Raw genomic sequence first — 21297 nt, forward strand, 5'->3', positions numbered from 1 at the left:
CGGATTCAGGCGGCTTTCGCCATCCGCGCCTTGGTCAGGTCGTCATAGGCGATCAGGTCGGCGCACAGAGCCTCGAACTGGTCTAGCGGCACCATGTTCGGCCCGTCCGACGGAGCGTTGTCCGGATCCTGGTGGGTTTCCATGAAGACCGCGTCCACGCCCACGGCCACGGCCGCGCGCGCCAGCACCGGCACGAACTCACGCTGGCCGCCCGAAGACGTGCCCTGTCCGCCCGGCTGCTGCACGGAATGGGTGGCGTCGAACACCACCGGGCAGCCGATCTCGCGCAGGATCGGCAGGGCCCGCATGTCCGACACCAGTGTGTTGTAGCCGAAGCTGGCGCCCCGCTCGCAGGCCATGACGTTCGGATTGCCGGCGCCGACCACCTTGGCGATGACATTCTTCATGTCCCAGGGCGCGAGGAACTGGCCCTTCTTGATGTTGATGACCTTGCCGGTCGCCGCGGCGGCCAGCAGCAGGTCGGTCTGGCGGCTCAGGAAGGCCGGGATCTGCAATACATCGACCGCCTGCGCCGCGATCCGGCAGTGCTCTTCGGTGTGCACGTCAGTCAGGACCGGCAGGCCCGTGACCTCGCGAATCTCGGCGAAGATCGGCAGCGAGCCTTCCAGCCCGAAACCGCGCGCGGCGGTGGACGAGGTCCGGTTCGCCTTGTCGAAACTGGTCTTGTAGATAATCCCGACGTTCAGCCGCTCGCCGATCTCCTTCAGGGCATGGGCCATTTCCAGCGCATGCTGGCGGCTCTCCAGCTGGCAGGGGCCGGCGATGAAGACGATCCGCTGGCCGCCGCCGATGCTAACGGGGCGCTTCAGCCCGCCCTTGATGTCGATGATGGCGTTTGGCTTGGACAAGGACGATTTCCCGGATTTGCGGCTTGGCGACGCGCGGTTGATGCCGCACTCATGCGGCGATCAGGTGGCGTCGGACGGTGTGGTTCGCAAGCTATCACGGAGCTCGCACGCATGACCACCGAGGCCGGGGACTGTCCCGTCATCCTGTGGTTCCGCCAGGACCTGCGTCTGGCGGACAATCCGGCCCTCGTCCACGCTGTCGCGACCGACCGCCCCATCCTGCCCGTCTACATCCTCGATCAGGGCTCCGCGGCCCTCCAGCCCGGCGCGGCCTCCCTGTGGTGGCTCGACAAGTCCCTGAGAGCCCTGGACGCATCGCTGCGGGCGCGCGGGTCCCGCCTGATCCTGCGACGCGGCGACAGCGAGGCGGAGCTCCGACGGCTGATCGATGAGACGGACGCCGACGCCGTGTTCCTGAACCGGCGGTTCGAGCCCGACGCTTTCGCCCGCGACGCCGACATCGCCCATGCGCTTCAGGCCGAGGGCGTTGACTGCAAAGGCTGGAATGGAACCCTGCTGGCCCGGCCCGGATCGGTGCTGAACGGCTCCGGCCAGCCCTATCGGGTGTTTACGCCCTTCCACAGGACCCTTCTGGCCACCACTGTCGCCCCGCCCCACGCCGCCGCGCCGGACGCCCTCGCGACGCCGCCGGAGCCGGCGTCCGAAGACATCAACGCCTGGGGCCTGCATCCGACCCGGCCGGACTGGTCCGGCGGCTTCGACTGGACGCCCGGCGAAGCGGGAGCACAGGCGGCCCTGACGGCCTTCCTGTCGCGCGGCCTCAAATCCTACAGCGCGGGCCGCGACATCCCGGCAGAATTGGCGACCAGTCGCCTGTCGCCGCATCTGCATTTCGGCGAGATCAGCCCGTGGCGCCCGATCGAGGCCGCCCGCTCGGCCGCCGCCGACGGTCGTGTACCGGCTGCAGAAGCAGAAAAGTTCGTAGCCGAAATCGGCTGGCGCGAATTCTCCGCGCATCTGTTGCACGCCTTTCCGCAGATGACGGATACGGCCTTCCGACCTGAATACGACGCCATGCCGTGGCGCAACAACGCCGCGGATCTCGAGGCATGGAAGCGCGGTCGAACCGGCTACCCCATCGTGGACGCCGGAATGCGGGAGCTGTGGGCGACCGGCTTCATGCACAACCGGGTGCGCATGATCGTCGCCTCCTTCCTCGTCAAACACCTGCTTGTCGACTGGCGTGCGGGCGAGGCCTGGTTCCGGGACACCCTCGTCGACGCCGACCTCGCCTCGAATGTGCAGAATTGGCAGTGGGTCGCTGGATCCGGGGCCGACGCTTCACCGTACTTCCGCATCTTCAATCCGACTGCCCAGGGACGAAAATTTGACGCAGATGGCCGTTACGTCCGCCGGTGGGTTCCGGAGCTCCGCGGAGTTCCCGACCGCTGGCTTCACGCGCCCTGGACCGCGCCGCCCGAGGTCCTCCGTGACGCCCGGGTCAGCCTCGGCGCTGACTATCCGCGTCCCGTCGTCGATCACGACCTCGCCCGAAAGCGGGCGCTTGAGGCTCTCGGGATCGTTGTCGCCCGTCGCGCCGGCCAAGGGGATTGACGGGCGGTCCGCCCATACCCAACCTCTACAGTCATGACGTCGGTCACCGCCGAGCGCATTGAGACCACCGCCCGCACCCCGCGCGGGTTCGCTCTCCTGTTGCGCCTGCTGGCCTCCAATTGGACGTTTGGTCGGCTGACGGTCCTTCTGCCCAACGGCGAAATCCACAAGCTGGAAGGGTCCCGGCCGGGGCCCGCGGCCATCTTCGACATCAAGGATTATCGCTTCGCGCGCCGTGTGCTGGCCTCCGGGGATATCGGTTTCGCCGAGGCCTATATGGCCGGCGAATGGGAGAGCCCGCAGCTGGCCGCCTTGCTGGAGTCCTTCGCCCACAACCACGAACACATCCGCCGGCTGGTCGATGGCAATCCGCTGATGCGGGCGGTCAACTGGATGTCGCACCGGATGAACCGCAACAGCCGGTCGGGGTCGAAAAAGAACATCCACGCCCATTACGACCTCGGCAACGCCTTCTATGCCTCCTGGCTGGACCCGACGATGACCTATTCCTCGGCCCGGTTCACCGGCGCGGGCATGGCGCTGGACGCGGCCCAACGGGAGAAATACGCCTCCCTCGCCCGGCTGATGGAGCTTCGGTCCGGCCAGTCGGTGCTCGAGATCGGCTGCGGCTGGGGCGGGTTCGCCGAGTTTGCGGCCCGGGAAGTCGGCGCCCGGATCACCGGCATCACCATCTCGCGGGAGCAGTACGACTTCGCCCGCCAGCGGATGTTCAAGGCCGGCCTGACCGAACAGGTCGACATCCAGCTGATCGACTATCGCGACGTCCAGGGCCGGTTCGACCGTGTCGCCTCCATCGAGATGTTCGAGGCCGTGGGCATCGAATACTGGCCGGCCTATTTCGGCAAGATCCACGATGTGCTCGAGCCCGGGGGCCGGGCCGGTCTGCAGATCATCACCATCGATAACGCCCTGTTCAGCGGCTACAACAAGCGCACCGACTTTATTCAGAAATACATCTTCCCGGGCGGGATGCTGCCCTCGGAGGAAAGCCTGAAGCCGGTCATCGACCGGGCCGGTCTTGGCTGGTGCGAGGTAGAGCGGTTCGGTCAGGACTATGCCGACACGCTGAAGCTCTGGGATGAACGCTTCCAGGCGGCCTGGGGCGACATCCGGCGCATGGGCGGCTTTGATGAGCGGTTCCGCCGCCTGTGGCGCTTCTATCTGGCCTATTGCGAGGCCGGATTCCGCTCGGCGCGGACGGACGTGATCCAGCTGGCGCTCACCCGCGCCTGACCCGAGCTTCCGGCGATGCTAGAACAGGGGCATGGCCTCTCCCCTGATCTCGACCGCCGACCTCGCCGCATGCCTCGGCGCACCTGACCTGCGCCTTGTCGACGCCAGCTGGCATCTGGACGGGCGCGACGGGCGGCCGGACTTCGAGGCCGCCCGACTCCCCGGCGCGGTCTTCTTCGACCTCGAGGCCAGTTCCGATCCGGACAGCCCCCTGCCGCACATGCTGCCGAGGCCCGGCTTCTTCGCGGCGCGGATGGGTGGGCTGGGCATCTCCGCCGGGGACAGCATCGTCTTCTATGACACGGTCGGCATCCGGTCCTCGGCGCGAGCGTGGTGGATGTTCCGGGCCATGGGAGCGCGGGAGGTCCGCGTCCTCGACGGCGGCCTGCCGAAATGGCTTGCGGAGGGCCGGGCGATCGAGTCAGCTCCGGCCGCGTCGCCCGCGGCCGCGACCTTCACGCCGTCCGTCCGGTCGGAGCTGGTCGCCGATCTCGCTGCCGTCCGCGCCGCCCTTCAGGCTGGAGATCAGGTGCTGGACGCTCGCGCCGCCGACCGGTTCGCGGGTCGGGCCGTCGAGCCGCGGGCGGGTCTGCGATCGGGCCACATGCCCGGCGCCCTCAACCTGCCCTTCCCGGCCGTGCTGAACGCCGACGGCACGATGAAACAGGGCGAGGCGCTGGAGCAGGCCTTCAGAACGGCCGGGGTCGATCTGGACCGCCCCGTCGTGACCACGTGCGGCTCGGGCGTCACCGCCGCCATCCTCAGCCTTGGCCTCGCCGTGCTGGACAGGCCGTCGCGACTCTACGACGGCAGCTGGGCCGAGTGGGGTGGACGGGCGGACACTCAGGTCGTGTCCGCCGCCCTCTCCTGAACCTCAGTACGGAGGCGCGACATCCGGCAGTTTCAGGTCGTCCGGCACGATCGCATCGCTCTCGCCGCGCGACACCACCGTCGCCGCCACCAGATCGCCGGTGACGTTCAGCGTTGTACGGCACATGTCGAGGAAGCGGTCGACGCCGAGGATCAGGCCGATGCCCTCCGCCGGAACCCCGACCATCACGAGGATCAGGGCGATGACCGGCAGCGAGCCCGCCGGCACGCCGGCCGTGCCGATGCCGCCGAGAATGCAGACCAGCATCACCACCAGCTGCTGCTGCAGGTTCAGGTCGATGCCGAAGAACTGGGCCAGGAACAGCACCGTGACGCCCTCGAACAGGGCGGTGCCGTTCTGGTTGGCCGTGGCGCCCACCGTCAGCACGAAGCGCGAAATGCGTTTCGGCAGCTTCAGGTTCTCTTCCGCCGCCTTGATCGCGATCGGCAGGGTGGCGTTCGACGAGGCGGTCGAGAAGGCCACCACGAAGGGCTCACGGACGCCAATGGCGAACTTCAACGGATTCATCCCGCCGAAGATCAGGACCAGCAGCGGATAGACGATGAACATGTGGATCGCCATCGCGCCCACCGCCACGCCCGCATAAGCCCCCAGCTTGACCAGAAGCTCCCAGCCGAACACGGCCGAGAGATTGAACATCAGGGCGGCGATCGCGATCGGGGCCAGTTTGATGACCAGGTTGATGAGCTTCATCATCACTTCGAACAGGCCCTGCAGCGTCTCCTGCAGCCGGTCCGTGGCCGGCGACTTGGCCATGACCATGCCGATGCCGAAGATCAGGGCGAACACCATCACCGGCAGGATCTGGTTCTCCGCCGCGGCGGTGATGACGTTGGACGGGATCATGTCGAGGAAGAACTGGCCTGCCTCGATCGATTTGGGCGCATTCCCGACGATGGCCGAGGCCCCCTCGGCGCCCTGGGCCAGCAGCTGCTGCGCGAGCAATGGATCAACCCCGTCGCCAGGACGGAAATAGTTGACCATGCCCAGGCCAATGCCGACGGCGATGGCCGAGACGACGACGGTGAAGACCAGGGTCTTGAAGCCTACCCGGCCCAGCGACTTCAGATCGCCCATCTCGGCGACCCCGACCGCGAGGGCTGAGAACAGCAGGGGCAAGACCAGCATGAACAACAGACGCAGGAAGATCTGGCCGACCGCCTGGATGATGTCCATCACCCACGGCAGCACCTCAAGGCCGTTCAGGTTGACGTAAAGTCCCCCGCCCATGCCGGCCGCAAAGCCCAGCAGCATCCAGATATAGAGCGGTATCCCGCCACGTTTCGTCGTTTCCATCGTTCCCCCTGGCGCCTGTCCCGGCGTCCTATCGAATCGGCAGGGCGTAGATCAGCCCGGCCGGTCTTGCGTTCCATTGTGCGTTAAGCCCGCGGGCCAGGTCGAGCGAGGAATCCGTCCCGACGTTTCGTGAGAAGATTTCACCGTAGTTTCCCTCGGCTTCGATCGCCGCCTTCGCCCAGTCCTTACGCAGGCCCAGCATCGGTCCGACCTCCCCCTCAACGCCGAGCAGACGGCGGACAGCCGGATTGGGCGAGCTCTCGGCCATCTGGCCGGCATTGTCGCTGGTCACCCCCAACTCCTCTGCCAGGATCAGGGCGTTCAGGGTCCAGCGCACGATCGAGGTCCAGGCCTCATCGCCCCGCTTCACCGCGGGACCCAGCGGCTCCTTGGAGATCACATCCGGCAGTATCGCGTGTTGTTCCGGGTTGGACATCGTGGTCCGCGCCGCCGCCAGAGCTGAAATATCCGCGCTCAGGGCGTCGCAGTCCTCTCGCGCATAGGCCGCCCGCGCCGCCTCCTCATTGGCGCCGACCACCGGCGTGTATTCCAGCGCCCGCGCGCGGAACCAGTCCGCCACGTTCAATTCCGTGGTCGAAGCGCGTTGCACACACACCCGCGCGCCGTTCAGCTCGGCCGCCGTGGCCAGGTCCAGCGACCGGCGCACCAGAAAGCCCTGGCCGTCATAGTAGTTGATCCCGGCGAACCGCACCCCCTCCTGCGCTTCCCGCGACAGGGTCCAGGAGGTTGAACGCCACAGCACATCCACCCGGCCGCTGCGCAGCCCTTCGAACCGCCGGCTGCTGGTCAGGGGCACGAAGCGGACGGCGTTGGCGTTTCCCAGCACCGCCGCCGCCAGGGCGCGGCAGAAGTCGGCGTCAAAACCACGCCATTCGCCGCGATTGTCCGTATAGGCGAAGCCGACCAGTCCCTCGTGCACGCCGCAGTTCAAACGCCCGCGTCGCTTGATGGCCGCAAGGGTCGGGCTGGCGAAATCGGGCGCCGCGGTCTGGCTCTGGGCCGCGGGGTCGGCGCCGTCGCCGGCGTCAGCCGGGCGATCACCCCGTCCGCACGCTGCGACGGTCAGGACCAGGACGGTCACCAGCGCAAACGCGGCGCCGCTCGCCGTCTTTCGCCCCGTCGATTGTGCCCGCATCCGCGCCTCGCCGAAATTCGTCAGACCTTGCGCCCCGCCTGCTTTAGAGGCCTTTGGAGGCTGAACCGCAACCCTCCGTTCCGGCGCGCATGACCGATCGAACCGAACGCACCCGCCTGATCGCCTCCGCCACCCGCCGCGGCAAGGGTCGCCGTCCGGTCGCCCCGCCGATTGAGCGCGCCTCGACCCTGGTCAACGACACGCCCGGCGCAATGCGCGACGAGAGCCAGGGCCCGGTGTACGGCATTGAGGATCTGTCTGCCGCCCGCGAACTCCGCGACCTGCTGTGCGACCTCGAAGGCGCTGCGGACGCATGGCTGGTCCCCTCGGGTCTCGCGGCCGTCACCGTGCCCCTGACCGCCCTGCTGCGTCACGGTGACGAGGTCCTGACCACGGACGCCCTCTACGGCCCCAGCCGGCGCTTCCTGAGGCGGCATCTGGGCGCCCGCGGGATCACGACCGCCTTCCACCCCGCCGACGCCGCGACCGACGACATTCTCGCCGCCATCACGGACCGCACCCGCCTGTTGCTGATCGAATCGCCGTCCTCCCTGACCTTCGAGATGCTCGACGTCCCGGCCCTCGCCGCCGCCTGTCGCGCGCGCGGGGTGGTTACGGTGATGGACAATACATGGGGCGCGGGCCTCGCCTTCCGCCCGCTGGCGCACGGTGTCGATGTCAGTGTCCAGGCGGTGACCAAATACGTCGCCGGCCACTCCGACCTTCTGATGGGCTCCATCGCCGTCGCCGATCGAACGGTGGGCCGAGCCATTGCCGAGACGCTGGAAGACCTCGGCTGGCGGGTCGCCCCCGACGATGCCTGGCTGGCCCTGCGCGGCCTGCGCACCCTGCCTCTGCGCTATCAGGAACAGGGGCGTTCGGCCCGTATCGTCGCTGACTGGCTGAACGCGCGTCCCGAAGTCGCCGACATTCTCTATCCCGCCCTCCCGGGCGCGGCCGGCCACGACCTTTGGATACGCGACTACACGGGCGCCGCCTCCATCTTCGGCGTCGTCATGAAAGGCGGCGACGAAGCCGCCGCCCACGCCCTGATGTCGGCCCTCGAACTGTTCGGCCTCGGCTACTCCTGGGGCGGATTCGAAAGCCTGATCACCCACGAGACGGGCCAGCTGGCCGCCCGCAGGTCGCCGCCCGCGCTGGCCGGGCAGCTGCTCCGCCTGCACGTCGGTCTTGAGGACCCGAACGATCTGATCGCCGATCTCGAAGCCGGCCTGGCCGCCTGGCGCGCCGCCCTCAGCTGACCGGGGCGGACGCGCCGACCGGCAGCCGCGTCACGATCCAGCCGCCGCTGACGGCCGCGGCGAACCCTGCCAACACCACCCGGGCCTTGGCCGCCAGCGACGCCGAGGCCGGAAAATCGCGCCGCGGCCGTGGCGCGCCCAGCAGGACTCGAACCTGCAACCGTCCGCTTAGAAGGCGGGTGCTCTATCCGGTTGAGCTATGGGCGCCCGTGGGACGAAACGAAGTTCCCGCGGCTCAAGTAGCGCGAAGCGCGGCAGTCGCAACGCCTAATGCGTCCAGGGCTGTTTGCGGCCGGTGGCGAAATTGTCCGCATAGGCCTTGAGGATCACCGGCGGGTCCTGCGGCTCATGCAGGCGGAACGGGATGCCGTGCCGCTCGGCATAGGCCACCGCCTCCTCGGCCGAGTCGAAGCTCAACCGCACCTGGCCGTTCATGTCGCTGGAGCTGGTCCAGCCCATCAGCGGGTCGATGGTGCGCGCCGAGGCCGGTTCGAACTCCAGCCACCAGCCTCTGGACGAGGCCTTGCCCGACTGCATCGCGGTTTTGGCGGGGCGATAGATGCGGGCGAGCATGACCAATCCTCGTGACGACGGCGGGCGAACCCGCGCGGAGTTCAGATACCGCGCGGCCGGAGCCGGGTCCAGCACTCGGCGCGATCCGAAGTTGCCGGCGGCGCGCACTCAGATATGAGGCGACCCGGGCGCTGCGCCAGCGGCGGACTTCTCGCCGCCGATTGCGGTGACGCAAGCCGCCCCGGACGAATCAGGTGCAGATTGACCGCCGACTCCGCCCGAGGAACCGTCGATGATCGCCCCCGTACCCGACGCTGAACCCGGTCACCCGGCCTACAGCCGCTTCTCGATCGCGCTGCACTGGCTGATGCTGATCCTGCTGGCGGCGGTCTTCGCCTGTATCGAGTTGCGAGAGAATTATCCGCGCGGCAGCGACATCCGCGAGGGCCTGAAGACCTGGCATTTCATGCTGGGCCTGTCGGTCTTCGTCCTGGTCTGGATCCGGCTGATCGCGCGCTGGCGGACACCCTGGCTGGCGGTTGAGACCGGCTGGACCCGGTGGCCGGCCGCCGCGATGCACATCGCCCTCTACGGCGGCATGATCGTCCTGCCGCTGGTCGGCTGGCTGATTCTCAGCGCCGAGGGTGACGTCATTCCCTTCTTCGGTCTGTCCCTGCCGCCGCTGATCGCTCCGGACGAGGATCGGGCGAAACAATTGGAGGACCTGCACAGGACCATCGGCGAAGCCGGCTACTGGCTGATCGGCCTCCACGCCGCCGCCGCCCTGTTCCATCACTATCTGCTGCGAGACGGCGCCATGCGACGCATGCTGCCCTTCCTTCGTTGAGCGGGGTTGGGTCGCCGGCCCCATCCCGGAGATCGTCATGAGCCGACTCGAACGCCACCCCGAACGCCACCTGGTCGCCCGCATCGGCTGGCTCCGCGCTGCTGTGCTGGGCGCCAATGACGGTCTGGTCTCCACGGCCAGCCTGGTCGTCGGCGTGGCCGCGGCCGAGGCTTCCCGCAGCGGCATATTGATCGCCGGCGTTGCGGGACTGGTGGCCGGCGCGATGTCGATGGCGGCCGGCGAATACGTCTCGGTCAGCTCCCAGTCCGACACTGAGAAGGCCGACCTCGCCCGTGAGACCGCCGAACTCGCCGCCGATCCCGAAGCCGAGGTCAACGAACTGGCCGCCATCTACGCGGCGCGCGGCGTCGAACCGGCTCTCTCGCGTCAGGTCGCGCAGCAGCTGATGGCCAGGGACGCGCTGGGCGCCCACGCTCGCGACGAGCTCGGAATTTCGGATTTCACCACTGCCCGACCGGTGCAGGCCGCCCTGACCTCGGCCCTGACCTTCGCCCTCGGGGCCGCTCCGCCACTGGTTGTGGTGCTGCTCGCCCCGGTCAATGGCCTGATGATCTGGGTCAGCATCATCGCCCTCGCCGGCCTCATGGGGCTTGGTGCGCTCGGCGCCGCAGCGGGCGGCGCCAATGTGCCGCGTTCGGTGCTTCGCGTGGCCTTCTGGGGCGTCGTCGCCATGGCCGCTACCGCCAGCATAGGCCGACTGTTCGGAACCGTGGTCTAGGAAATATTTGGTCGGAGTGAGAGGATTCGAACCTCCGACCCTCTGGTCCCAAACCAGATGCGCTACCAGGCTGCGCTACACTCCGGCGGCGGGATTTGGCACACTCGACGCCGCGCCGCAACGCGTTCATCCGCTATTCGGCGAAGAAGGGGTGGCTGACCCGGTCGCCGGCCTTGGCCCCGATCTCGTCGGCGCGGCCAGCGCGGAGCTCCAGCACGCCGCTGGCGGGACCGTTCGAGGGGATCACGGCGTCCGACATGGGCGTGGCGTTCTTCGCGATCGAGACGATCCGGCCGCGCGGGTCGATATAGATGATGTCCAGCGGGCTGGGCGTGTTGCGCATCCAGAAGCCGCGCTCGGCCACGTCCGGGAACTGGAACAGCATGCCGCGGTCGTCGGCCAGGGGTTCGCGTTCCATCAGGCCACGCTGGCGTTCGGCGTCGTCGTCGGCGATCTCGACCATGAAGCGGTGCTCGCCGCTCGAAGTGGTGACGGTCAGCGGCTCGAGCGGATCGCCCTTGGCGTCGCGCGGCGCTCCCGCCCCGGCACAGGCCGACAGCAGCACCAGGCCGGACAGGGCGCCCAGAAGTCCATGACTGTTCATCATCACCGATCCATCCTCACGAGGACGGATGCTTCATCCGCCCGGTCTGATTTCCGCGACCACCAGCCCCTTGGGACCTTCGGCGAATCGCACCGAGACCGTCTCGCCGGGCAGCAGGTCATCCAGCCCGCAGCGGCGCAACGTCTCGACATGGACGAAGATATCCCCCGGTTCCCCGTCGCGCACCACGAAACCGTAGCCCTTGGAGCGATTGAACCATTTGACGACCGCGGCCTCCATCGGCTCACCGGACGTCAGTCCCCCGGGTTCCGAACCGGCGTGGGCCGTCTGACGAAGACCTTCATAGCCGGTGCGGCGCGGCGCGGCGACCAGTTCCGGGTCGCCCTCGCCGAGGTCGTGGACCTCGGTGACCTGCCAGCCCTTGGGCCGACGGGCGCAGTCGCAACTGATCGGGGCGCCCTCGGCCGCGATATCCCGCCCGGCGTCACGCAGGCTGGAGATGTGCAGCAGCACATCCTTCATGTCGGTCAAGGTCGGATCATCCGGCACGATGAAGCCGTATCCCTTGCCGGGATCGAACCATTTCACCCGACCCGCGATTCGGACCGTCGCGACTGTCTCAACACCCTCGTAGTCCGACACAGTCTTCCCCCTGCCCGCAATCGAAGCGGACGGCGCTTATTTAACACGGTTCTGTGAACCCCAGAAAAGCGAAAAACGTCGGTTTCACAGCAAAAGCGTATTGATTTCGCTCAGACGCCCTCTGCGCCTCGGTCGAGCAGCAGACGAATCTTCTGCACGAGGTCGGTTTGCCGGTAGGGTTTGGCGATCAAATCCAGCTTCGGACGCTGATCGGCGTGGTCCCGGGCCCGGTCGGCCCAGCCTGTTGTCAGCAGAACGGGCGTTCCGGGCCTGAGCCGCGCGACCTCGACGGACAAGCCCACTCCATCCAGATCACCCGGCATGACGATGTCCGTGAACAACAGGTCGAACACCAGACCGGCCTCCATCATCGCCAGGGCTTCGGCCGCGTCGCCCGCCGTGTGAACCACGAAGCCGGCGTCGGCCAGCAGGGTTTCGCCCATGACCCGGACCTCGGCATTGTCCTCGACCATCAGGATGGTCGCCGCGACGGCGGGTTCATCGGCTGAAGGCGGGGTCTCGGGCATGTCGGTCAACCGGATCATCATCGCCGTCCGGGACACGGACACAGCAGTGCAACGCGCCTGACCCCGAAAGGCCCGGCCTCACACACAAACGGCGATGTCGGTGATAGGCTCCGCGCTGGCAGTCCCTAGGGGAATCGAACCCCTCTTTTCAGGTTGAAAACCTGACGTCCTAACCGATAGACGAAGGGACCGCTGCGCGGAGAGCGGGCGATATAGCCGCCGATTCCTGACGGTGCAACCCTTCTCCTCCCCATTCTTCCCGGGAATGGGGAGGTGGCTCGGAGGCGCAGCCGACGAGACGGAGGGGTAGCCGGAACAACGATCAGGCCATCCGCGGATCGGCCACGTCCTCGATCTCGAATTGCACGCCTTTGCGGCCGTTCCAGTCATCGGCTTTCAGCCGCCCGACCACGCTCAGCCCGCCCTGTCCGGACAGCAGCGACTGCCCGCCGGGCAGGTCGGCGCAGCGCCAGGCGATGGCCTTGACCGAGGCGCCGTCGGCCCCTACCAGCCGGCACCGCACATGGCCGCCGTTCATGGCCACGGCGTCGCGCGCCTGTACATGCTCCAGCGCGAACAGCGGCTCGGGATTGGCCGGGCCGAACGGCGCCAGCTGTTCGAACTGTTCGAACAGCCCCCGCGTCGCCGCCCCCGGATCGATCAGGGCGTCGATCTCGACGTGATCGAGGGCGTCGGCGGCGGCCTGTTCGCCGGCCATCCGCTCATTGAGGAAGTCGCGCAGCCGGTCGATGTCGTCGGTGCGGACCGTCAGTCCCGCCGCCATGGCGTGCCCGCCCCCGGCCAGCAGCACGCCGCTCTCCCACGCCGCCTGCACCGCCTTGCCCAGGTTCATGCCAGGCTGCGACCGGCCCGAACCCTTGCCGATCCCGTTCACGGCATCGACGCCGATCACCACCACCGGCTTGCGCCAGCGCTCGCGCAGACGTCCGGCGACGATGCCGACCACGCCCGGGTGCCAGTCGGCGCCCTCAATCACCACCACCGCCGAGCCGTCGGCATGGGCGCCGGTCGCCTCGACCCTACGGGTGGCCTGATCGGTGACCTGCTTCTCCACCTCGCGCCGGGCGATGTTCAGGGCGTCCAGCTCCTGCGCCAGCGCGCGCGCCTCGTCCGGATCGTCGGTCGACAGCAGGCGCGCGCCGAGGTCCGACTTGCCGATCCGCCCGCCCGCATTGATCCGCGGCCCCAGGATGAAGCCCGCATGGTTCGACTTGGCCGGCCCCGGCTCGACCCCGGCCGCCGCCAGCAGCGCCCGCAAGCCCGGATTGCTCCACTCCGACATCCGCCGCAGCCCGAGGCTGGTCAGGGCCCGGTTGAAGCCCGTCAGGCCGGTGACGTCGCAGATCGCCCCCATGGCCGCCAGATCCAGCCACTGGCGGATGTCCGGCTCCTTCAGATCGGCGAACATGCCGCGCCGCCGCGCCTCGCGGTTCAACGCCGCCAGCAGCACGAACACCACCCCCGCGGCCGCCAGATTGCCCTGCCCCGAATTGCAGCCCGGCCGGTTCGGATTGACCACGGCGGCGCAGACCGGCGGATGCTCGCGCATCATGTGATGGTCGATGACCACGACCTTGAGCCCGATCGCCGCGGCATGGGCCACCGCCTCATTGGCCGCCGCGCCGCAGTCCACCGTGATGACGAGATCGGCGCCGGAAGCCTTCAGGGTGTCGAAGGCGCGGGCGCTGGGGCCGTAGCCCTCGCTGACCCGGTCGGGCACATAGATCGGCAGCTCCGCGCCCATGGCCCGGAACCAGCGCACCAGCAGGGCCGCGCTGGACGCGCCGTCCACGTCATAGTCGGCGAAGACATGGATCGATGCCTGCGCCTGCAGGGCGTCGAGGGTCGCCTCGGCCGCGGCGTCCATATCCATGAAGCTGGACGGATCGGGGAACAGGGCCTTCAGCGTCGGCTGCAGGAAGTCCGCACCCTGATCCGCCCTCACCCCGCGCGCCGCCAGCGCCCGCGCCAGCGGCTCCTCGAGATTGAGCGCCTGCATATGGGCCCGGATCAGCCCCGCCTCGGCGGGCCTCTGCCGCCATTCGCGGCCGGACAGGGAGCGGGAGACGCCCAGGAACGCCGGGACGCTTCCCCCGTCCGCCATCAGAGCGGCCGGATGGTGCGGATGCGCTGGACCGTGCGGGTCGATGAATCCATCACCAGCGTGTGGGTCGAGACGAAGCCGTTGGCGACCTTGACCCCGTCCAGCATGGCGCCCTTGGTCACGCCCGTGGCGGCGAAGATGGCGTCCTTGGACACCAGTTCGTGCAGGTCGTATTTGCGGTTCAAATCGGTCACGCCCGTCTTGGCCGCCCGCGCCCGCTCGTCGTCATTGCGGAAGACCAGCCGGCCCTGGAAATGACCGCCGACGCATTTCAGCGCCGAGGCCGCCAGCACGCCTTCCGGCGCCCCGCCCGATCCCAGATACAGGTCGATGCCGGTCTCCGGCTCTGCGGTGTGGATCACGCCGGCCACGTCGCCGTCGGTGATCAGCACCACCTTGGCCCCGACCTCGCGCAGGGCGGCTATCAGCTCGGCGTGGCGCGGCCGGTCCATGACGCAAACGGTGATGTCGGACGGCTTCACCCCCTTGGCCGAGGCCAGCGAGCGAACATTGTCCTGGGGCTTCATGTCCAGATCGACCGTGCCCGGCGCGAATCCGGGACCGATGGCGATCTTGTCCATATAGGTGTCGGGCGCGTGCAGCATGCCGCCGCCCGGCGACATCGACAGCACGCACAGCGCATTGGCCATGGCCTTGGCCGTCAGGGTGGTGCCTTCCAGCGGGTCGAGGGCGATGTCGATCGCCGGGCCTTTGCCCGTACCGACCTTCTCGCCGATGTACAGCATCGGCGCCTCGTCACGTTCGCCCTCGCCGATGACGATCTTGCCGTCGATATCGAGGGCGTTCAGGGCCGTGCGCATGGCGTCGACCGCCAGCTGATCCGCCGCCTTCTCATCGCCACGGCCAATGCCCGCGTAGCTGGCGATGGCGGCCAGTTCGGTCACCCGGGCGGCGTCAGCCGCCAGGGTCGAGGCGTAGGGAGCCGGATGGGCCATGAAGTGTCTCCTGAGACGATGGTCCCCGGATTCTGCCGTCCGGGCGAGCGTTGGATGGGGGTCAGCGGCGGTCCACCGGCGGCGGGGCGCGGCCCCGCTCGCGCGTGCGCCGCGCGAAGTCTTCGATCTCGGCGAGTGTCTCCTGCGTCACCGGCGCGACCGGAACCGAATCGATCCGGGCCTGCACCGCCGCCGCGAACTCGGCCGGGTCGCCCGTGTTCTGCCAGTCGATGCGCGAGACCTCGCCCGCCAGCGCCCCGCCTGTGACCCGCAGCGTACTGACCTGCGCCGCGATCGCGACCGGTTCAGGCAGCGGCTCGATCACCCTCGGAAAGTCGGCCCAGCTTGGGTATTCACGGTTGGCGTCGACCAGGGCCTGGACCCGCGGCGCGATCGGCGAGCTGGCGTCGGTGACCGGATCGAATGAGCCCACGCAAGCCGCCAGACCGCCGCTGGCGACGACTGCGGACAGGACGGCTGCAATTTTCCGGATCGGCGCGTTCATATCAGGGGCGGTCATATGCCATGATCGCGACAGGCGGAAGGGCGCGCGCGGCGCTTGCGACCGATCCTGACGACATCCGGAGCTCCCCCATGGCCAAGCGTCCAAGCCCACCGACTGACGGCGCACCGCCCCGCGCGCCGCGCAAGGCCGGCCGGCCCACCTCGGCCAAGCCGCCCCGGCCCCGCGCCGCCAGGGTCGAGGCCGCCCCGGAGCCGGCGCCGGCGCCCGAAGTCGAGACACCGGCCGCCAACGCCTTCGCCTTCCCCGGCGCGGACCAGCGGCAGATGCTGGAAACCCTGTCGATGAACCTGGCCAAGGCCGCCATGACGGCCCAGTCGGCCATCGCCGAGGCCGCCCTGTCGCAGGCCGATCGCCCCGCCGCCCTGTCGCCCGACCCGTTCAACGTCGGCCCGGCCATGAATTCGGTCATGACCAGCCTGGCCTCGCGCCCGGACAAGCTGTTCGCGGCCCAGGCCGATCTGTTCAACCGCTACATGGACCTGTGGGCCTCCACCACCCGCCGCGCCGGCGGCGACGAGACGCCCGCCTCCCCTTCGAAGGACAAGCGGTTCAAGGACCCCGCCTGGTCCGAAAATCCCATGTTCGACGTCATGCGCCAGTCCTATCTGGTCACCTCCGACTGGATGAACGGCCTGGTCTCCAGCGTCGAGGACGTCGATCCCCTGACCAAGCGCCGCGCCGAGTTCTTCACCAAACTGCTGACCGACGCCTTCTCCCCTTCCAACTTCCTCGCCTCCAACCCGGTCGCCCTGAAGGCCCTGGCCGAGTCCAACGGCGAATCGCTGGTCAGGGGGATGCAGAATTTCGCCGCCGACATGGAACGCGGCGCCGGCAAGCTGAAGATCAGCCAGGCCGACTATGGAAAGTTCGTCGTCGGCGAGAACGTGGCCACCGCGCCGGGCCAGGTCGTCTGGCGCGACGAACTGTTCGAACTGATCCAGTTCGACGCCGCCACCGACAAGCAGCGCGTCGTGCCCCTGCTCATCTTCCCGCCGTGGATCAACAAATTCTACATCCTGGACCTGCAGCCCGGGAACTCGATGATCCGCTGGCTGTCCAGTCAGGGCTTCACCGTCTTCGTCTGTTCCTGGGTCAATCCGGACGTCGACAAGGCCGGCTTCGGCTTCGACGACTATCTGGAAAAGGGCGTCTACCGCGCCGTCGAAAAGGCGCTGGAACAGTCGCAGTCCAAACACATCAACACCGTCGGCTACTGCATCGGCGGCACATTGATGGGCGCCGCCCTCGCCCACATGGCCGCAAAGAAGGACGACCGCGTCACCGCCAACACCTTCTTCGCCGCCCAGCATGATTTCGCCGAGGCTGGCGACCTGCTGTTGTTCACCGACGAACACTGGCTCAATGAGGTCGAGCAGCAGATGGACGCCGCCGGCGGCGTCCTGCCCGGCGCGGCCATGGCCGAGACCTTCAACGCCCTGCGCGCCAACGACCTGATCTGGTCGTTCTTCGTCTCCAACTATCTGATGGGCAAGTCGCCGCCGGCCTTCGACCTGCTGTTCTGGAACGCCGACCAGACCCGCATGCCCAGGAAACTGCACATGGACTACCTCCGCTCCATGTACGGCCAGAACAAGCTGGCCCGGGGCGAGTTCACCATCGGCGGGGTCAAGGTCGACCTGTCGCAGGTGACCATCCCCCTCTATTTCCAGGCCAGCCGCGAGGATCACATCGCGCCGATGAACTCGGTCTATCGTTCGGCCCGCGCCTTCTCGAACGCCGACGTCACCCTGACCCTGGCCGGCTCAGGCCATATCGCCGGGGTGGTCAATCCGCCGTCGGCGAAGAAATACCAGCACTGGACCAACCCCGCCCTGCCCGCGACCCTCGGCGAGTGGCAGGTGAAGGCCGTTGAACACCCCGGCAGCTGGTGGGAGCACTGGGCCGACTGGCTGCACGGCAAGTCCGGCGACTGGATCCCCGCCCGCGATCCGAAGACCGGCCCGCTCAAGCCTATCGAACCGGCGCCCGGCTCCTATGTGAAGGTGAAGAGTTGAAGCGTCTGGAGCCGAACCTGCTGCTGGCCGTCACCACCGGCTTCGCCCTGGTTCTCGTCACCGTGACCGCCAGCGTCTATGGCGCGGGAGAGCCGCTGCGCAACCTGCTGCTCGCGGTGAGCTGCTCCGGCGGGTTCGTGCTGCTGAACCCGATGCTGTTGCGGACGATGAAGAGCCCGGTTCGGCCGCCGCTGATCCATTCCGGCAGCCGCGGCATGACCGCCTGGTCCAGCCTGTTTCCGATGGTGGTGATCCTCTGCGCCGCCGTACCCGTGTTCTGGCCGGGCCCCGACTACGGCCTGCTGATCATCATCGCCGCCGTCTGGTTCGGGGTGACGGTCGAGTCAGCCCTCAGGGCGCGGCGGGCCTAAGCGGGCCGGAAGGTCAGGGCCACGCCGTTGTTGCAATAGCGCTTGCCCGTCGGCCGCGGGCCGTCGTCGAAGATGTGCCCCTGATGCCCCAGGCAGCGGGCGCAGTGATACTCCGTACGCGGAATGCCGATCGCATAGTCGGTCTTGGTCCCGATATTGGCGGCGATGACCTGCCAGAAGCTGGGCCAGCCCGTGCCGGAGTCATATTTCCACTGCGACCGGAACAGCGGCAGGTCGCAACCCCGGCAGACAAAGGTCCCGCTGCGGTGCTCATTGTTCAGCGGACTGCTCCCCGGCCGCTCGGTCGCCTCGTGCCGCAGCACGTCATAGGCCGCCCGCGGCAGCCGCTCGCGCCATTGCGCGTCGGTGATCCGGCGGAACGGCGAGTTGGCGTACTGCCGCTCGGAGGCGTCGGCGCTCTGCGGCGTGCAGGCCGAGACGGCGAGCGCCCCGGCGGTGGTCAAAAGGGCTCGGCGGGAGAGGTGGGTCATGGCCTTACATACGTCGGCGCCGGGGCGGAGGTTTCAAGTGCACCCCTCCGCTATCGTCATCCCGGCGAAGGCCGGGACCCAGCGGCGCCGAAGGCGACCTGTTCAGGCAGGGTGTCCGCGACAGCTTCGCCCTCGCGCGCGCCGCTGGGTTCCGGGTCTCCGCTACGCTTCGCCCGGAATGACGATAGCCAAAATCACGACAGCCCCATCCCCTCGTCCAGCCCCAGCATCAGGTTCAGATTCTGCACCGCCGCCCCCGACGCCCCCTTGCCGAGATTGTCCAGCAAGGCGACCAGCCGCACCTGCGCGCCGTCGCGGTCGCCGAACACATGCAGCCGCATCCGGTTGGTTCCGTTCAGCCCCTCGGGATCGATCCCCGTCATGGCCTCGCTCTCTTCCAGATCGGCCACCTCGACGAACCGGCAGTCCCCATAGGCCTCGGCCAAGGCCCCATGCACCACCTCGACCGACGGGGACGTCGGCAGGGCCGCCAGTTGCAGCGGAACCTCGACCAGCATCCCCTGCCGGTAGGCCCCCACCGCCGGCGCGAACAGCACCGGCCGCTCCAGTCCGGTGTGCAGCGTCATCTCCGGCACATGTTTGTGCTTCAGCGACAGGCCGTAGGCGCGGTACGCCTCGCGCTTCGTCACCCCGGGGCTTGACCCCGGGGCCGCCTCGAACTCCGCGATCATCGCCTTGCCGCCGCCGGAGTAGCCCGACACCGCATTGACCGTCACAGGCCAGCCCGCCGGAATGATCCCCGCCGAAACCAGCGGGCGGATCAGCCCGATAAAGCCCGTTGGATAGCAGCCCGGGTTCGACACCCGCGTCGCCCCGGCGATCTTCTCCGCCTGCCCCGCCGCCATCTCGGCGAAGCCATAGGTCCAGGCCGGATCGACCCGATACGCCGTCGAGGCGTCGATCACCCGCACCTCGGGATTGTCGATCATCGCCACGGCATCCTTCGCCGCGTCGTCAGGCAGGCACAGGATCACCGCATCGGCGCTGTTCAACGCCTCGCGCCGCGCCGCCACGTCGCGCCGCCGGTCACCCAGCAGGATCAGCTCCAGATCGCCGCGCGCCTCCAGCCGCTCGCGGATCTCCAGCCCCGTGGTCCCGGCCTCGCCGTCGATGAAGATGGTGTGGGTCATTCCAACTCCGTCCCCTCTCCCGGTGGGAGAGGGCTTGAGCGCACGGCGGCGAAGCCGCCGTCCTTGCGCGAAAGGGTGAGGGTCGTCTGTGTCAGTCGGCGAAAGCCGCTTCGCTGACCTGGCCACCGCTTACGCCGACGGTCGCCAGCCGACCCTCATCCGGCCCTCCGGGCCACCTTCTCCCAATGGGAGAAGGAAAAACAGCATAGAAAAAGGGCGCTCCGGTTTCCCGAAGCGCCCCCATCCATACCGTAGTGAAACGGCCTAGCGCTTCGAGAACTGGAAGGACTTGCGGGCCTTGGCGCGGCCGTACTTCTTGCGCTCGACGACGCGGCTGTCGCGGGTCAGGAAGCCGTGCGGCTTCAGGACCGGACGCAGCGCCGGCTCATAGTGGGTCAGGGCGTGCGAGATGCCGTGGCGGATGGCGCCGGCCTGGCCCGACAGGCCCGAGCCCTGCACGGTGCAGTCGACGTCGAACTGGGTCAGGCGGTCGGTCACTTCCAGCGGCTGGGCGATCATCATGCGCAGGATTTCGCGGGCGAAATACTGCAGCTGATCCTTGCCGTTGATGGTGATCTTGCCCGAGCCGGGCTTGATCCACACGCGGGCGATCGCGTTCTTGCGCTTGCCGGTCGAATAGGCGCGGCCCTGGGCGTCCAGCTTCTGGACATAGACCGGGGCGTCGTTCTCGGCGGAGACGGTGCCGAGGCCACGCAGGGCGTCGAAGCCGGTGGCGGCCGGAGCAGCGGCGGGAGCGTCGTTCTCGACGACGGGCGTTTCAGCAGTCACGTCGGTCATGCTCAAGCGCTCCGGGTGTTCTTGGAGTTGGCCGACTTGAAGTCGATCGTTTCCGGCTGTTGGGCTTCGTGGGTGTGCGCGGCGCCGGCGAACAGGCGCAGGTGCGTCATCTGCAGGCGGGCCAGCGGGCTCTCCTTGGGCAGCATGCGCTCGACGGCCTTCTCAAGGACGCGTTCCGGGAAACGGCCGTTCAGGACCTTCTCGGGGCTGGTCGACTTGACGCCGCCCGGGTGACCGGTGTGGCGATAGTAGATCTTGTCGGTCAGCTTCTTGCCGGTGAACACCACCTTGTCGACGTTGGTGACGACGACATAGTCGCCGCAATCGACGTGCGGGGTGTAGTCGCCGCGGTGCTTGCCGCGCAGACGGTTGGCGATGAAGGTCGCGAGACGGCCCACCACGACGCCTTCAGCGTCGATATGGATCCATTTCTTCGTGACCTCGGCCGGCTTCAGCGAAGCCGTGGTGCTCTTCAGCATTTCAAGGGGTCCTGGGAGACGATCGGGTGCCCCTCCCAATGACAGGGACGAGCGGAAGGCGCGCTGATAGAGGACGGGGGGCGTGGGGTCAAGGTAGGTTGAGTGCGCGCCTTGGCAATATCACATTGATTTTGCTGCAATATTTTATAACGGTATTAAAATACCATATCAACTCATCCCTTCGCGGCGTCCTGTCTCCTCCCCACGCAGTGGGGAGGGGGACCATGCGAAGCATGGTGGAGGGGGGC

General features: G+C 68.1%; 23 protein-coding genes and 3 tRNA genes. 8 read left to right on the plus strand and 18 right to left on the minus strand.

Translation table 11 applies throughout. From position 1 onward, the window contains the following. Positions 1-5: 5 nt before the first annotated feature. Positions 6-869 carry a 3-deoxy-8-phosphooctulonate synthase gene (kdsA, locus tag ACTIEW_RS08445; protein WP_439477465.1) on the minus strand — a complete coding sequence of 288 codons (864 nt, stop codon included), beginning with the start codon at positions 867-869 and terminating at the stop codon, positions 6-8. 111 nt (positions 870-980) lie between these two features. Between kdsA and ACTIEW_RS08450 the strand changes: the two genes are divergently transcribed. The 3 genes from ACTIEW_RS08450 to ACTIEW_RS08460 are packed head-to-tail and all read left to right on the plus strand — an operon-like array spanning position 981 to position 4569. Next, on the plus strand, positions 981-2444 hold the full coding sequence (locus tag ACTIEW_RS08450) for a cryptochrome/photolyase family protein (protein ID WP_439477466.1): 1464 nt from the start codon (positions 981-983) through the stop codon (positions 2442-2444). 33 nt (positions 2445-2477) lie between these two features. Beyond that, positions 2478-3698 (plus strand): class I SAM-dependent methyltransferase, encoded by a 1221-nt coding sequence (locus ACTIEW_RS08455; protein WP_439477467.1) that lies wholly within the window; start codon positions 2478-2480, stop codon positions 3696-3698. Positions 3699-3729: 31 nt separating this feature from the next. Beyond that, positions 3730-4569, plus strand: a complete 840-nt coding sequence (locus ACTIEW_RS08460; protein ID WP_439477468.1) for a sulfurtransferase — start codon at positions 3730-3732, stop codon at positions 4567-4569. A 3-nt stretch (positions 4570-4572) separates the two neighbouring features. On the opposite strand, the gene ACTIEW_RS08465 is transcribed toward ACTIEW_RS08460, so the two are convergent. Beyond that, positions 4573-5886, minus strand: a complete 1314-nt coding sequence (locus tag ACTIEW_RS08465) for a dicarboxylate/amino acid:cation symporter (RefSeq protein WP_439477469.1) — start codon at positions 5884-5886, stop codon at positions 4573-4575. A 28-nt stretch (positions 5887-5914) separates the two neighbouring features. After that, complete coding sequence (locus tag ACTIEW_RS08470) at positions 5915-7042, minus strand: amino acid ABC transporter substrate-binding protein (protein ID WP_439477470.1); 1128 nt, start codon at positions 7040-7042, stop codon at positions 5915-5917. A gap of 89 nt (positions 7043-7131) precedes the next feature. Here ACTIEW_RS08470 and metC point away from each other — a divergent pair, with 89 nt between their 5' ends. Further along, on the plus strand, positions 7132-8304 hold the full coding sequence (gene metC, locus ACTIEW_RS08475; RefSeq protein WP_439477471.1) for a cystathionine beta-lyase: 1173 nt from the start codon (positions 7132-7134) through the stop codon (positions 8302-8304). Here metC and ACTIEW_RS08480 read toward each other — a convergent pair. The 3 genes from ACTIEW_RS08480 to ACTIEW_RS08490 all read right to left on the minus strand — a co-directional run bounded on the left by ACTIEW_RS08480 (position 8297) and on the right by ACTIEW_RS08490 (position 8877). Continuing rightward, entirely contained in the window at positions 8297-8464 is a 168-nt protein-coding gene (locus ACTIEW_RS08480; RefSeq protein WP_439477472.1) for a hypothetical protein, read from the minus strand. The genes metC and ACTIEW_RS08480 overlap by 8 nt on opposite strands. Beyond that, a tRNA-Arg gene (locus ACTIEW_RS08485) sits at positions 8435-8511 on the minus strand. Before ACTIEW_RS08485 ends, ACTIEW_RS08480 begins: the two co-directional genes overlap by 30 nt. A gap of 60 nt (positions 8512-8571) precedes the next feature. Further along, a complete protein-coding gene (locus ACTIEW_RS08490) occupies positions 8572-8877 on the minus strand; it encodes an ETC complex I subunit (RefSeq protein WP_439477473.1) in 306 nt (101 codons plus the stop codon). A 232-nt stretch (positions 8878-9109) separates the two neighbouring features. Between ACTIEW_RS08490 and ACTIEW_RS08495 the strand changes: the two genes are divergently transcribed. Beyond that, the gene (locus ACTIEW_RS08495; protein WP_439477474.1) at positions 9110-9664 is read left to right on the plus strand and encodes a cytochrome b; all 555 of its coding nucleotides are present in this window, start codon (positions 9110-9112) and stop codon (positions 9662-9664) included. 37 nt (positions 9665-9701) lie between these two features. Beyond that, on the plus strand, positions 9702-10403 hold the full coding sequence (locus ACTIEW_RS08500; RefSeq protein ID WP_439477475.1) for a VIT1/CCC1 transporter family protein: 702 nt from the start codon (positions 9702-9704) through the stop codon (positions 10401-10403). 8 nt (positions 10404-10411) lie between these two features. Here the strand turns inward: ACTIEW_RS08500 and ACTIEW_RS08505 are convergent. The 8 genes from ACTIEW_RS08505 to ACTIEW_RS08540 form a co-directional block, all read right to left on the minus strand. After that, positions 10412-10488, minus strand: a tRNA-Pro gene (locus tag ACTIEW_RS08505). A 48-nt stretch (positions 10489-10536) separates the two neighbouring features. Next, on the minus strand, positions 10537-11010 hold the full coding sequence (locus tag ACTIEW_RS08510) for a DUF192 domain-containing protein (RefSeq protein WP_439477476.1): 474 nt from the start codon (positions 11008-11010) through the stop codon (positions 10537-10539). Positions 11011-11040: 30 nt separating this feature from the next. Then, the gene (locus tag ACTIEW_RS08515) at positions 11041-11610 is read right to left on the minus strand and encodes a cold-shock protein (protein WP_439477477.1); all 570 of its coding nucleotides are present in this window, start codon (positions 11608-11610) and stop codon (positions 11041-11043) included. Between the two features lie 110 nt (positions 11611-11720). Beyond that, a complete protein-coding gene (locus ACTIEW_RS08520; protein WP_439477478.1) occupies positions 11721-12155 on the minus strand; it encodes a response regulator in 435 nt (144 codons plus the stop codon). Positions 12156-12253: 98 nt separating this feature from the next. After that, positions 12254-12328: transfer RNA gene (locus ACTIEW_RS08525), tRNA-Glu, on the minus strand. A gap of 131 nt (positions 12329-12459) precedes the next feature. Continuing rightward, a complete protein-coding gene (gene recJ / locus ACTIEW_RS08530) occupies positions 12460-14262 on the minus strand; it encodes a single-stranded-DNA-specific exonuclease RecJ (protein WP_439477479.1) in 1803 nt (600 codons plus the stop codon). Beyond that, a complete protein-coding gene (gene glpX, locus ACTIEW_RS08535; protein ID WP_439477480.1) occupies positions 14262-15218 on the minus strand; it encodes a class II fructose-bisphosphatase in 957 nt (318 codons plus the stop codon). Before glpX ends, recJ begins: the two co-directional genes overlap by 1 nt. A gap of 61 nt (positions 15219-15279) precedes the next feature. After that, positions 15280-15738: a hypothetical protein gene (locus ACTIEW_RS08540; RefSeq protein ID WP_439477481.1), complete on the minus strand. Its 459-nt coding sequence runs from the start codon at positions 15736-15738 to the stop codon at positions 15280-15282. Positions 15739-15812: 74 nt separating this feature from the next. Between ACTIEW_RS08540 and phaC the strand changes: the two genes are divergently transcribed. Then, positions 15813-17759: a class I poly(R)-hydroxyalkanoic acid synthase gene (gene phaC, locus ACTIEW_RS08545; protein ID WP_439477482.1), complete on the plus strand. Its 1947-nt coding sequence runs from the start codon at positions 15813-15815 to the stop codon at positions 17757-17759. After that, the gene (locus ACTIEW_RS08550) at positions 17756-18130 is read left to right on the plus strand and encodes a hypothetical protein (RefSeq protein WP_439477483.1); all 375 of its coding nucleotides are present in this window, start codon (positions 17756-17758) and stop codon (positions 18128-18130) included. Before phaC ends, ACTIEW_RS08550 begins: the two co-directional genes overlap by 4 nt. Here the strand turns inward: ACTIEW_RS08550 and msrB are convergent. From msrB to rplM, 4 genes are all read right to left on the minus strand, one after another. After that, entirely contained in the window at positions 18127-18621 is a 495-nt protein-coding gene (msrB, locus tag ACTIEW_RS08555) for a peptide-methionine (R)-S-oxide reductase MsrB (RefSeq protein ID WP_439477484.1), read from the minus strand. The genes ACTIEW_RS08550 and msrB overlap by 4 nt on opposite strands. Positions 18622-18815: 194 nt before the next feature. Then, the gene (gene argC / locus ACTIEW_RS08560; RefSeq protein ID WP_439477485.1) at positions 18816-19772 is read right to left on the minus strand and encodes an N-acetyl-gamma-glutamyl-phosphate reductase; all 957 of its coding nucleotides are present in this window, start codon (positions 19770-19772) and stop codon (positions 18816-18818) included. A gap of 264 nt (positions 19773-20036) precedes the next feature. Continuing rightward, entirely contained in the window at positions 20037-20570 is a 534-nt protein-coding gene (gene rpsI / locus ACTIEW_RS08565; protein WP_439477486.1) for a 30S ribosomal protein S9, read from the minus strand. A 2-nt stretch (positions 20571-20572) separates the two neighbouring features. Further along, positions 20573-21049, minus strand: coding sequence for a 50S ribosomal protein L13 (rplM, locus tag ACTIEW_RS08570; protein WP_439477487.1), 477 nt, complete (start codon positions 21047-21049; stop codon positions 20573-20575). Positions 21050-21297 lie beyond the last annotated feature (248 nt).

Origin of the sequence: Brevundimonas sp. (assembly GCF_051860745.1) — a bacterium.
Classification (GTDB): domain Bacteria; phylum Pseudomonadota; class Alphaproteobacteria; order Caulobacterales; family Caulobacteraceae; genus Brevundimonas.

Excerpts from the sequence above, each read along its gene's own strand:
- ACTIEW_RS08450 (WP_439477466.1), top strand. The coding sequence starts at position 981 with ATGACCACCGAGGCCGGGGACTGTCCCGTCATCCTGTGGTTCCGCCAG.
- ACTIEW_RS08455 (WP_439477467.1), top strand. The coding sequence starts at position 2,478 with ATGACGTCGGTCACCGCCGAGCGCATTGAGACCACCGCCCGCACCCCG.
- ACTIEW_RS08460 (WP_439477468.1), top strand. The coding sequence starts at position 3,730 with ATGGCCTCTCCCCTGATCTCGACCGCCGACCTCGCCGCATGCCTCGGC.
- ACTIEW_RS08465 (WP_439477469.1), bottom strand. The coding sequence starts at position 5,886 with ATGGAAACGACGAAACGTGGCGGGATACCGCTCTATATCTGGATGCTG.
- ACTIEW_RS08470 (WP_439477470.1), bottom strand. The coding sequence starts at position 7,042 with ATGCGGGCACAATCGACGGGGCGAAAGACGGCGAGCGGCGCCGCGTTT.
- metC (WP_439477471.1), top strand. The coding sequence starts at position 7,132 with ATGACCGATCGAACCGAACGCACCCGCCTGATCGCCTCCGCCACCCGC.
- ACTIEW_RS08490 (WP_439477473.1), bottom strand. The coding sequence starts at position 8,877 with ATGCTCGCCCGCATCTATCGCCCCGCCAAAACCGCGATGCAGTCGGGC.
- ACTIEW_RS08495 (WP_439477474.1), top strand. The coding sequence starts at position 9,110 with ATGATCGCCCCCGTACCCGACGCTGAACCCGGTCACCCGGCCTACAGC.
- ACTIEW_RS08500 (WP_439477475.1), top strand. The coding sequence starts at position 9,702 with ATGAGCCGACTCGAACGCCACCCCGAACGCCACCTGGTCGCCCGCATC.
- ACTIEW_RS08510 (WP_439477476.1), bottom strand. The coding sequence starts at position 11,010 with ATGATGAACAGTCATGGACTTCTGGGCGCCCTGTCCGGCCTGGTGCTG.
- ACTIEW_RS08520 (WP_439477478.1), bottom strand. The coding sequence starts at position 12,155 with ATGATCCGGTTGACCGACATGCCCGAGACCCCGCCTTCAGCCGATGAA.
- recJ (WP_439477479.1), bottom strand. The coding sequence starts at position 14,262 with ATGGCGGACGGGGGAAGCGTCCCGGCGTTCCTGGGCGTCTCCCGCTCC.
- glpX (WP_439477480.1), bottom strand. The coding sequence starts at position 15,218 with ATGGCCCATCCGGCTCCCTACGCCTCGACCCTGGCGGCTGACGCCGCC.
- ACTIEW_RS08540 (WP_439477481.1), bottom strand. The coding sequence starts at position 15,738 with ATGACCGCCCCTGATATGAACGCGCCGATCCGGAAAATTGCAGCCGTC.
- phaC (WP_439477482.1), top strand. The coding sequence starts at position 15,813 with ATGGCCAAGCGTCCAAGCCCACCGACTGACGGCGCACCGCCCCGCGCG.
- msrB (WP_439477484.1), bottom strand. The coding sequence starts at position 18,621 with ATGACCCACCTCTCCCGCCGAGCCCTTTTGACCACCGCCGGGGCGCTC.
- argC (WP_439477485.1), bottom strand. The coding sequence starts at position 19,772 with ATGACCCACACCATCTTCATCGACGGCGAGGCCGGGACCACGGGGCTG.
- rpsI (WP_439477486.1), bottom strand. The coding sequence starts at position 20,570 with ATGACCGACGTGACTGCTGAAACGCCCGTCGTCGAGAACGACGCTCCC.
- rplM (WP_439477487.1), bottom strand. The coding sequence starts at position 21,049 with ATGCTGAAGAGCACCACGGCTTCGCTGAAGCCGGCCGAGGTCACGAAG.